This window comes from Lapidilactobacillus concavus DSM 17758, assembly GCF_001435835.1.
GTDB lineage: Bacteria > Bacillota > Bacilli > Lactobacillales > Lactobacillaceae > Lapidilactobacillus > Lapidilactobacillus concavus.
The window spans coordinates 24131-35869 of sequence record NZ_AZFX01000072.1 but is presented as its reverse complement, the minus strand read 5'-3'; the positions used below and the strand labels follow the sequence as shown (position 1 = coordinate 35869).

Below are 11739 nucleotides of genomic sequence, written 5' to 3'. Positions count from 1 at the left end.
GATAACATGGCGTTTGGTTTGAAACTGCGTAAATACGAGAAGGCTGATATCAAGAAGCGTGTCGATGAAGCCGCTAAAATCTTGGGTTTAACCGACTACCTTGATCGTAAACCAGCCGCTTTATCTGGTGGTCAACGCCAGCGTGTTGCTTTAGGACGTGCAATCGTTCGTGATGCACCGATCTTCTTGATGGATGAACCTTTATCTAACTTGGATGCTAAGTTACGTGTGACAATGCGTGCCGAAATCGCCAAGTTACATCAACGCTTGAACACAACAACTATTTACGTGACTCATGATCAGACGGAAGCGATGACGATGGCCGACCGGATCGTTGTGATGTCGATGGGTGAAGTGCAACAAATTGGGACACCTTCAGAAGTTTATGACACACCTAAGAACAAATTCGTCGCTGGATTCATTGGTTCACCAGCCATGAATTTCTTTGAAGTTCACTACGAGAATGGCGTTTTGACTGACGCAAATGATGGCATCAACTTAAAGGTGCCAGAAGGTCGCGCAAAGATTCTCAATGAAGATGGTTATGATGGCAAGGATTTGACATTAGGCGTTCGTCCAGAAGATATTCATTCTGAAGAAGCTTTCTTAGAGACTTTCCCTGAAGCAACCGTCAGCGCTAAAGTTGTCGTGTCTGAATTATTGGGTGCCGAATCAATGCTCTACGTCACATCAGGTAAGACTGAATACGTTGCTAAGGTTGACGCACGCGACTATCATAAACCTGGTTCAGAAATTAAATTCGGTTTCGATTTAAACAAAGCTCACTTCTTCGATAAGGACACGACTTTATCGATCGTTGAAAAGGCGAAAGACGAAAATCGTGCGCCAGAACACGCTTAATCAACGATACCAGTTAGTGATTAAAACTAGGATTTGACCGTTTAAAACATTTATACCTTATTGGTGTAGATGTTTTTTTAATTCATTATGTTTATGGATGTGCTTTTAAAAAATAATCATCTAACGCTTTGATAAGCTTAGAAATGGGATAGCATCGTGAAAGGATCAGGGTGATTTGGCTAAAGAGAAGACGATATTTTAATCGAGCGCGTGTCATTATTTTACGTTGAAAACCAGGAGATTTCCCTTGACAAAAATTTGGATTCGGGTTAAATTGGACTAGACCAAACAAGGAGGAACTTGCGATGAAAGTTGAAATTTATAAAGATAAAAATGAAGGCGGCCAAGCTGCCTTTAACATCATCAAGGACGGCATTGAAAATGGTGCAAAGGTTTTAGGCTTAGCAACGGGTAGTACACCTGTTACGCTTTACAATGCGATGACTTCAAGTGATCTTGATTTTTCAAATTTAACTTCTGTTAACTTGGATGAGTATGTCGGCTTACCTGCAACTAACGATCAGAGTTACCACTATTTCATGCAAGAACATCTTTTCAACAAGAAACCTTTCAAGAAGAGCTATGTTCCTGATGGCGAAGCTGCAGATATTGAAGCAGCTGCTAAAGATTATGATCGTATCATCGACGAGAACCCAATTGATATCCAAATTTTAGGAATCGGTCGCAATGGTCATATTGGTTTTAATGAGCCAGGTTCACCATTCGATGGTCCTACACACAAAGTTTCATTGACACAGTCAACAATCGATGCCAACGCTCGTTTCTTTGAAAATGAATCTGATGTTCCTCGCTATGCAATTTCAATGGGGATCGGTTCAATCATGAAGAGCAAGAATATCTTGTTGATTGCTTACGGCGAAGACAAGGCTGATGCAATCAAAGCAACGATCGAAGGTCCAGTTACGACAGATGTTCCTGCAAGTATTCTACAAAAACACAATAACGTTACATTTATCTTAGACGAAGCTGCAGCAAGCAAGTTATCTCAGAAATATTAATTTAAATCGGTTGGTTCTAACCAACCTTGATATCAAAAGTCATTGCATTCATGATTTGGTTCGTGAGCGCAATGATTTTTTTAGTCTTTTTTGTCGTTAACGGTTCATTATCATTCAATTCACCCAACAAAACGCATGGCCGCCAGTAGCGCTTGCCGTAAAATATTTGATGAGTTAAGGAATAATGCTACTCAATGACGATGAATTCGGGTAAAATAAGGGCAATAATTCTTGAGGTGATTAAAAATGGATCGATCACGAAAACATGCCCAACGAATCGCGGTTATTGGTATCTTTACGGGTATTATCTTGTTGCAGACTTTCGTCCCATTGTTTGGCTATTTGACCATTATTCCTGGCATGCCAGGAATTTCATTGATTATTATGGTAGTCATGGTCGCTGCCGCAACGCTGGGACCAACTGAAGGCGCAATTCTAGGGTTGATCTGGGGGGTTGTTTCTTTAATTCATGCCTATACTGCTCCAGGGACGGTGACCTTTTTGCTGTTTACGAATCCAATCATTGCCATCGTCCCACGAGTGATTGTCGGTTGGCTTGCTGGTGTTTTACCTGAAGTGTTTGGCCGAACGCGACTACCTCAGACGCTAGGACTAGGAATCACTGGGCTAATCGGCGCCGCTGCCAATACGTTGCTTGTGGTCAGTTTGACCGCACTGATCTTTCTGAATCACTCAGGCAACTTACTAAGTATCCTTAACATGAAGGGAAACTCAAATAATCTCTTTGTTGTCCTGATGATTGCCTTAGGTGTCAACGGAATCTCCGAAGCGATTGGTGGCTTTATTATTGTGCCGTTAATTGCTCGTTCTTTGAAACATGTTTGGGACAGACGCCGCTCCTAAAGTATATCGAATAAGGTTGATTAAGAAAGGTTTACTTACTGGATTGCATAAAATAGTGAATATCTGTTAGCGCTTAACATTCAAGTGATTTAAAAAAATAAATAAACATCTGCGAATAAATACTTGTATTTAATTTGTGTTAATGTTAATATAATAGTTGTAGTTTTTGAATGGTATTGATTCGATTGTTCGCATAGACTTTCTTCCATTAGTACCACACAGAAATACAAACAAATTTTTTATGCTCTTAGAGGAGGAAATGTTCTAATGGAACACGGCACAGTAAAATGGTTTAACGCAGAAAAAGGTTACGGCTTTATCACTCGCGAAGATGGTAGCGATGTATTCGTACATTTCTCAGCTATCCAAGGCGACGGCTACAAGACGCTTGAAGAAGGCCAAGCTGTTACTTTCGATATCGAAGAAAGCGATCGCGGACCACAAGCTGTTAACGTTAACAAAGACTAATTTAGTTTAGTTAATAACAGTTGAGGATCGACACTATTGTCGGTCCTTTTTTGATATTCTGAATTCTTTTGACGAATGATCAGACCCAGTTAGGAGAACAGTCATGCAGTTAGTTAAAACGATTAATTCGAAACAAACACTCTGGCAGTTAACGTTGGTCGAAGCACGTCGCCAACTTGCCCCACTATTATTTCTAGCAGATGAGTCTTGGGTAATGATCGAGAAGTATTTACCTGACTCACGGATTTGGGCCGTACGAGATGAACGTGTATTCGTGGCTTGTCTTGTGGTCAAGCAGTTGACTGAGCATCGACGAGAAATTAAGGCAATCGCTGTGGCACCAGAATTTCAACGACAAGGGCTTGGTCGTCTGTTGATCAATTTTGCAACAGAACTGGCAACGGGGGAGCGGCAACAGGAATTACTTGTTGGAACCGGCGATGGCTCGATAGTGAATCTAAGTTTCTATTTACATAATGGATTTCGCTTTGCGGCGATTCGGCCAAATTTCTTTAAGCAATATCCGGAACCTATTTACGAGAATGGGATTCAATTACGTGATATGATTGTCCTTAATAAAATCTTGACAGTTTCACCGGTTTCTTAAGCTTTGGCAAAGGGAGGGGATCAGCTTGGCGGCACGGCGTAAATCAGTGAGGCGAAAGAGTCCACGGCGGAATCGTTTTACTTCAGGTAGTAACCAACAATTTTATCGCGGAATGACGAAGCTCGGATTTATTTTGGCGGCGATTATCGTCAGCGTGATGCTACTTTTTGTGATGGTCGAGCATCAACAAACGGTCATTAAGGCACATCGCGAAGCCGTCGCGTCGTCGCAAGCTGCAGTGGTGAATAAGAAGAAGGCCTTCATTCAAGAGATTGCGCCGGAAGCGGTGAAGCTTCGAAACACATATCAGGTTTTACCAAGTGTCACTATTGCGCAGGCGATTTTGGAGAGTAATTGGGGCGAAAGTCAGTTAACCGCGAAATATCGCAACCTCTTTGGAATCAAGGGGTCAGATCCAACCAACACAAGGGAAATGACCACTCAAGAATACGTAAATGGCCAATGGCAAACGGTGACCGCACGTTTTCGAGTTTATCCGTCATATGCGGCTTCGTTATTAGAGCATGCCCAATTATTTCATAAAGGCACGACTTGGAATCCGCAGCAATATGTTCATTTTCTGGCAGCAGATAATTACAAGGCCGCTGCTGAAGCATTACAAACGGATGGCTACGCAACGGATCCAGATTATGCCACAAAGCTGATCAACTTGATTGAGCAGTATGATTTGAATCAATATGATAAGTAAAAAATCAGTAGATGACGAATCGTGTTGAAACACGTTCATCTACCATTTTTCTAATTTAGAATCGTCTGAATGATTAGTTCACGGCTCGACAGATTCATGAGTTGAAAACCGAACAATTATTGTCAGTATAAGTTGATTGTGCTATGTTAGGGTAAATAATTTCTGGAGGCTAGTTATGCAGCAGTTAGAAGATAAAATCAGAACAGAAGGCCAAGTTCTTGGCGATGACGTGTTGAAAGTAGATAATTTCTTGAATCATCAAATCGATCCTGAACTGATGTATGCCATGGGTAAGGAATTCTATCGGCTATTTCAGTCGAAGAAGATCACGAAGATCCTAACTGTAGAGTCTTCCGGGATCGCACCGGCAGTGATGGCTGGGTTGATTTTCAAAGTGCCTGTTGTCTTTGCACGTAAACACAAGTCTCTGACGTTGAAAGATAACTTGTATACAGCAACCGTGTACTCGTTCACGAAAAAAGTAAGTAACGAGATTTCGATTTCAAAGAAATTTCTAGATGAAGATGATCATGTGCTGATTATTGACGACTTCTTGGCTAATGGACAGGCTGTAGAAGGCTTAATGGAAATCATTACGGCCGCAAATGCCACGCTTGAAGGTGTTGGTATTGTCATCGAAAAAACGTTCCAGAAGGGCCGCCAATTGTTGGATGCTAAGGGCGTTCACGTTGAATCATTGGCTCGTATCAAGACGTTCAAGGATGGGCAGGTTGTCTTCGTTGATGACCAAGATTGATTGATACGCACTATTTTTGATTTTTGACTGGGTGCGCGAGACAAGTTAAATAGAGATACTTGAGACTCACAATGAATAATGATAGGAGCGAGACGATTTTTGAAACAATCTGCAGAAACAATTTCAAACCCGAAGGCTGCTGTTTTGGGCCTGCAGCATTTATTAGCGATGTATTCCGGCTCGGTCTTGGTGCCATTATTGATTGGTGGGGCTTTAGGCTTTTCGGCTAAGCAACTGACTTACTTAGTTTCAATTGATATTTTTATGTGTGGCTTGGCCACTTTTTTGCAGTTACGAAGCAATCGTTTCATGGGCATCGGCCTACCTGTTGTGTTGGGCTGTGCAGTGCAGGCGATTGAACCTTTAAAGATGATTGGGAAGAATTACAGCATCGGTGCGATGTATGGCTCGATTATTGTCGCAGGATTAGTGGTGATCCTGATTTCTGGCTGGTTTGCTAAAATTAAAAAACTATTCCCACCCGTTGTGACCGGCTCGTTAATTACCGTCATTGGGTTGACCTTAATTCCGGTTGCCGTTGGAAATTTAGGCGGTGGCGATGGCATTAAAAACTTCGGAGATCCCAAGAATCTAGCGGTGGGCTTATTGACGGTTGTTGTGATTTTAGCAATTAATGGTTGGGCACGCGGATTCTTTCAATCAATTGCCGTTTTAGTCGGTCTAATTGTGGGGACGCTCGTTGCTGGAATGATGGGGATGGTTTCATTAGCGCCCGTTATGTCAGCAAGTTGGTTCCATTTCCCACAACTTTTTTATTTTGGACGTCCGCAGTTTGAGCCGGCACCAATTATCACGATGATTATTATTTCGTTAGTTTCAATGGTTGAATCAACCGGCGTTTATTTCGCACTGGGGGATATTGTGGATCGTCCAATCGAAGAAGCCGATCTTAAAAAAGGCTATCGCGCCGAGGGGTTAGCCATTATTTTTGGTGGTCTCTTTAACACATTTCCGTACACGGCTTTTTCACAAAATGTCGGCCTCGTTCAGCTTTCTGGAATTAAAACCCGCAAACCAATTTATTTTGCAGCCGGGTTCTTAGTCCTTCTAGGGTTGCTACCTAAAGTTGGTGCACTGGCAACAATCATTCCCACCCCAGTTTTAGGCGGGGCCATGTTGGTGATGTTTGGTATGGTTGCGGTGCAGGGGATTCGGATGTTACAGTCGGTCGACTTTACGAGTGACCAGAACTTGTTGATTGCCGCAACGTCAATTGGGGCTGGGTTAGGTGTGACGGTTAAACCGGAGATCTTTAATGCCATTCCTGATCAAGCAAAGCTCTTTTTACAAAATGGAATCGTGGTTGCCAGCCTTATTGCAGTGATTTTGAACCTGCTATTTGCTAAAATAGGAAACAACGGCCATGAACTCGATGGTCAATCGACTAAAGACTAAAACAGTTACCATTTAAAAGCCGTTTCTCAAGCACTTATTCGTATAGCTAAGAGATTAGAGGGTTATTTTATGAGTTTTGTTTATCCGCGTTCGTATATTGGAATTATTGGTGGCGGTCAAAATGGCTGGAATTTAGCTGTTGCCGCTCACAAACTCGGTTTTTGGGTGAATCTATTGGTTCAGGATGTTAATGATTTAGCGGCTAAGGCTGCAGATCAGGTCATCGTAGGTGCTCTCGATGACGTTAATTTGTTGCGGCGCTTGGCAGCAGGCAGTCAAGTTGTACTGTATGCGACAGAACACGTGAGTATTAACGCACTCAACGAAGCACAAATTGCGGCTAAATTACCACAGGGAACTGAGTTGCTAGCGATCACGCAAGATCGCTATTTAGAAAAAGTGTTTTTGGAAGATCACAACATCAATATTCCACCATACGCAATGGTTGTTTCGTTGGACGACATACGTGAGGTCATCGATTCCATTGGTTACCCCTGCATTCTCAAACCAATTCAGAAGGGGCTAACTAAGCAGTCTCATTACTTGCTTGAGGAACCGGATGATTTACGTAAGCTTGCCGATAAGATGGCGGATGGTAGTTACATTTTGGAGTCTTGGTTGCCAGACGTGAAGCAGTTTTCAATCATGGTCAGCAAAGACCGCAGTGGTTTTGTCCAAGCCTTCCCTGCCTTAGAGACGGTCTATCGTGAAGGTGACTTTCACAGTGCAATCGCTCATCAGAAGAACCCTCCAGAAATTATGGATGAAATTCGACGCGTGGCGGTTCAGATTGCCGAGAATATTAATTATCAAGGTCTACTTGGTGTGACATTCCTCGAGACAAAATCTGGTCTGTTGTTTGTGAATCGAATTTATCCGGGCACTTATCAGGCAGCTGATCTTTATGACAGCGTCACGAACTTTTCGCAGTATGAATTGCAGTTACGAGCCCTATGCGAGTGGCCCGTACCTAACTTATGGGTTCGTCAAGAAGGTGCCTTGATTGCACTACCGGCAAATCTGGAACCACAAGTTTTTGCACAAATTCAAAAGCGCGCCAACTGGCAGTTTAGTTTTTGGCCAGTTGTTCAACAATACGGTCATCATGAGCCAGTACTTGGTGAAGCGACGATTGTTGCCAGTGATTACCAAAGCTTGCTTGAATTATTAGATGGTACTGAATTATGGTAGGAGAGAGTGAATCATGTTAGAACGTTATAGTCGACCAGAGATGAATCAAGTTTGGAGTGTCGAGAATCAATATCGTGCATGGCTTGAAGTTGAGATTTTAGCTTGCGAGGCTTGGTCCAAACTTGGAGAGATTCCGGCTGAAGACGCTAAAAAAATACGTGACAAGGCGAGCTTCACGGTTGAACGCGTACAGGAACTTGAACAAGTCACAAAACACGATGTGGTTGCGTTCACACGGACAGTTTCTGAATCACTTGGCGCTGAACGCAAATGGGTGCACTTTGGACTCACTTCGACGGATGTTGTTGACACAGCTCAGGGTTATCGCCTAAAGCAGGCTAACGAGCTCCTACGCGCTGATTTAGAGACGCTCCTGGATACAGTCAAAGCACGTGCGCTAGAATTTAAAGATGCCGTGATGATTGGCCGTACTCACGGGGTGCATGCTGAACCGACGACATTTGGATTGGTTCTGGCAACGTGGTACGCCGAGTTAAAACGCGATCTTGAACGTTTTGATCACGCGGCAGCTGGTGTTGAAGCAGGTAAAATCAGTGGGGCAGTTGGCACGTTTGCTAATGTGCCAACCGAGATTGAGGCTTATGTGACTGAGAAATTAGGCATTCGTGCGCAGGACATTTCTACCCAGGTGTTACCACGCGATCTTCATGCTGAATACATTGATACTTTGGCGTTAATTGCCACTTCAATTGAACGATTTGCGTTGGAGATTCGTCATTTACAACGGACGGAGGTTCATGAAGTCGAAGAACAGTTTGCTGCTGGTCAAAAGGGATCTTCCGCAATGCCGCATAAACGCAACCCAATCGGTTCTGAGAATTTAACCGGGATTGCCCGTGTTATTCGTGGCTACCAGGTTCCCGCATTGGAAGACGTCGGCCTCTGGCATGAACGTGATATTTCGCATAGCTCGACAGAACGTATTATTCTCCCAGATGCCACGACATTGCTCGATTACCAGCTGGCTCGGTTTAATCGTTTGTTGACCAATCTGGGTGTTTTTCCAGAACGAATGCTCAAAAACATGAACCTGACGCATGGTTTGATTTATAGCCAACGGGTCTTATTGAAACTTGTAGAGAGTGGTTTGAGTCGTGAAGCAGCTTATGACCTCGTTCAACCTAAAACCGCTGCTGCTTGGGATCAGGGCGCGGATTTTAAGACGTTATTAGCCGAAGATCCTAAAGTTATGGCACAATTGTCGCCTGCAGAATTGGCAGATGCCTTCGATTATCATTGGCATTTGCGCCGAGTTGATGAGATTTTTACGCGTCTAGGGTTAGTTTCAGATTAATTGATGAATTTTATCTTTAAATAAGGGCATACTTGTGATTGATGAGTATGCTTTTTTAAATGGGCAAATTTGAGTGTTATTATTTTTGAACAGGTGGCTGATTGAGCCAACTGAAATATCTGCCGTAGAATTTTAAGCCAATCCTAAGACTGCCGATAATCTTAGGTTTCATTATCAATATTTGGTATAATAAGAGTTTAGAATAGTAGCGGGATTTTGAAAGGATGGCAACATGGCGACGACTTTATTGCAAGGACTGAATGACAAACAAACAGAAGCTGTTTTACAAACTGAGGGGCCATTATTAATTATGGCTGGCGCAGGTTCTGGTAAAACACGGGTGCTCACACATCGCGTGGCGTATTTGATTCAAGAAAAAGGGGTATTGCCATGGCAAATTTTGGCGATCACATTCACGAACAAGGCAGCTAAAGAAATGCGCGAACGAATTGGTAAACTACTCGCTGAAGATGCCAATGATGTTTGGGTATCGACGTTTCATGCACTCTGTGTCAGAATTCTTCGGCGTGAGTGTGAGAAGATTGGTTACGCCAAGTCCTTTACCATAGCAGATCCCGCCGAACAATTAACATTGATCAAGCGCATCTTGCGCGAATTGAATTTAGATCCTAAGAAATACGAACCGAAGGCAATTCTGGGTCACATCAGCAATGCTAAAAACGATTTATTAACACCAGAACAATTTGAACAGAATGCTGGAGAAGGCTTTGATCAGATTGTCAGCAAGGTTTATCGCCGCTATCAGCAATCATTGCAGCGAGATCAGGTCTTTGATTTTGATGACTTGATCATGCAGACGATTCGCCTGTTTCACACTAGTGATGAAACACTGGCCTTCTATCAGCGTAAATTCCGCTATATTCATGTGGATGAATATCAGGATACCAATGAGGCGCAATACCAACTGGTGAAACTATTAGGTGCAGGTTACCGAAATGTCTGCGTTGTTGGGGATGCTGATCAGAGTATCTATGGCTGGCGTGGCGCGAATATGGATAATATCATGAATTTTGAGAAAGATTATCCACATGCGAAGATGATTTTGTTGGAACAGAATTATCGCTCGACTAAAAGCATCTTGGCTGCTGCCAATGCGGTAATTAATCATAACAATTATCGTAAACCAAAGGAATTGTGGACGGATAATCCCGAGGGCAATAAAGTGATTTATTATCGCGCTCAAAGTGAAGTTGACGAAGCCGATTTCGTCGCGTCGAGGATCAAGGAACGCCTCGAATCACGCGAAAATAATTATGGTGACTTTGCCATTCTTTACCGAACGAATGCCCAGTCACGTTCGATTGAGTCGCGATTAGTTCAACGTCACGTGCCATACAAGATCCTTGGTGGTCACAAATTCTACGATCGAAAAGAAATTAAAGATATTATGGCGTATTTACGTTTAGTTGCTAATCCAGATGATTCAATGAGTTTCAATCGAATCATTAATGAGCCTAAACGGGGAATGGGCGCGGGGACGATTGCTAAACTTCAGACATTCGCAGATGAACATGATTGGTCGTTGCTGGCAGCAGCACGCAATGCGGATCTCTCATCACTCGCGACGAAGCCACGAACGAGTCTACTTGACTTCGCACAGGTGATCTATGGCTTGAACCAACAACGTGAAGAATTATCGATCACCGAATTGACTGAAGCACTTCTGGAGAAGACGGGCTATCAACATCAGTTCGAAATTCAAAAAACAGTTGAAGCAGAAACACGTCTCGAAAACTTAGCGGAATTTCTGACGGTCACGAAACAATTCGATGATACTTACGAGCCAGAAGATGACGATAGTGATCGATTGACCGACTTTATTTCACAATTAGCACTCGTTTCTGATCAGGATGATTTAGACGATGATGCCCAACAAGTCACTATGATGACGTTACATGCGGCCAAAGGACTCGAGTTCCCGGTTGTTTTCTTAGTCGGACTTGAAGAAGGTATCTTTCCGCTGTCACGTGCATTGTTGGAAGACGATGCGCTGGAGGAAGAGCGTCGTTTGGCTTATGTGGGAATTACGCGTGCTGAGAAACAACTTTATTTAACTAACACTTATTCGCGGATGCTCTATGGTCGTTCACAGAGTAATCCACCTTCCCGATTTATTAGTGAGATTGATCCCGACGTGCTGGAAGCTGAGAATCCAACTGCAGGGTCTTATCCTTTCGATCAGACAAATGCGTCATCGATGGCTAAACCGCGTCAAATTCACCGTGCACAGGCGACGACCTACCATGAATCTCATGTTGCGGTTAAAGCAAGCGGTTCTGTTGGTGCCGAAAAAGAGGCCTGGCAAGTTGGAGATAAGGTTGAACATCGTAAGTGGGGGAAAGGGACAGTTGTCCAAGTCAATAACAGTTCTGCGGACATCGAATTAACGATTGCTTTTCCGGAAGTCGGTATTAAGAATCTAATGGCTGCATTCGCCCCAATCGAGAAAATCAGTTCAGATCAAAAGTAGTTGAGAGAATTGTAACCCAATCTGTCCGTTTTTAGTAAAGG

The 11739-nt window shown here is 43.2% G+C and carries 11 protein-coding genes; all 11 read left to right on the top strand.

All coding sequences use genetic code 11. From position 1 onward, the window contains the following. Nucleotides 1–861, top strand: an 861-nt coding sequence (locus tag FC15_RS06500) for an ABC transporter ATP-binding protein (protein WP_057825057.1), incomplete at its 5' end; no start/stop codon positions are given. A 305-nt stretch (nucleotides 862–1166) separates the two neighbouring features. Next, nucleotides 1167–1880, top strand: a complete 714-nt coding sequence (nagB, locus tag FC15_RS06495; RefSeq protein WP_057825055.1) for a glucosamine-6-phosphate deaminase — start codon at nucleotides 1167–1169, stop codon at nucleotides 1878–1880. Between the two features lie 246 nt (nucleotides 1881–2126). After that, nucleotides 2127–2744 carry an ECF transporter S component gene (locus FC15_RS06490; RefSeq protein WP_057825053.1) on the top strand — a complete coding sequence of 206 codons (618 nt, stop codon included), beginning with the start codon at nucleotides 2127–2129 and terminating at the stop codon, nucleotides 2742–2744. 267 nt (nucleotides 2745–3011) lie between these two features. Next, entirely contained in the window at nucleotides 3012–3212 is a 201-nt protein-coding gene (locus FC15_RS06485) for a cold-shock protein (protein ID WP_057825052.1), read from the top strand. A gap of 103 nt (nucleotides 3213–3315) precedes the next feature. Further along, nucleotides 3316–3819 (top strand): GNAT family N-acetyltransferase, encoded by a 504-nt coding sequence (locus FC15_RS06480; RefSeq protein WP_057825049.1) that lies wholly within the window; start codon nucleotides 3316–3318, stop codon nucleotides 3817–3819. Between the two features lie 25 nt (nucleotides 3820–3844). Beyond that, complete coding sequence (locus FC15_RS06475; RefSeq protein WP_235803355.1) at nucleotides 3845–4528, top strand: glycoside hydrolase family 73 protein; 684 nt, start codon at nucleotides 3845–3847, stop codon at nucleotides 4526–4528. Nucleotides 4529–4703: 175 nt separating this feature from the next. Then, nucleotides 4704–5285 carry a xanthine phosphoribosyltransferase gene (locus tag FC15_RS06470; protein WP_057825047.1) on the top strand — a complete coding sequence of 194 codons (582 nt, stop codon included), beginning with the start codon at nucleotides 4704–4706 and terminating at the stop codon, nucleotides 5283–5285. Nucleotides 5286–5384: 99 nt separating this feature from the next. Further along, nucleotides 5385–6701, top strand: a complete 1317-nt coding sequence (locus tag FC15_RS06465) for a nucleobase:cation symporter-2 family protein (protein ID WP_268872205.1) — start codon at nucleotides 5385–5387, stop codon at nucleotides 6699–6701. A 69-nt stretch (nucleotides 6702–6770) separates the two neighbouring features. Next, nucleotides 6771–7892 carry an ATP-grasp domain-containing protein gene (locus FC15_RS06460; protein WP_057825044.1) on the top strand — a complete coding sequence of 374 codons (1122 nt, stop codon included), beginning with the start codon at nucleotides 6771–6773 and terminating at the stop codon, nucleotides 7890–7892. A 13-nt stretch (nucleotides 7893–7905) separates the two neighbouring features. Continuing rightward, the gene (gene purB, locus FC15_RS06455) at nucleotides 7906–9207 is read left to right on the top strand and encodes an adenylosuccinate lyase (RefSeq protein ID WP_057825041.1); all 1302 of its coding nucleotides are present in this window, start codon (nucleotides 7906–7908) and stop codon (nucleotides 9205–9207) included. A 232-nt stretch (nucleotides 9208–9439) separates the two neighbouring features. Next, complete coding sequence (gene pcrA / locus FC15_RS06450) at nucleotides 9440–11698, top strand: DNA helicase PcrA (protein WP_057825039.1); 2259 nt, start codon at nucleotides 9440–9442, stop codon at nucleotides 11696–11698. Nucleotides 11699–11739: the final 41 nt, after the last annotated feature.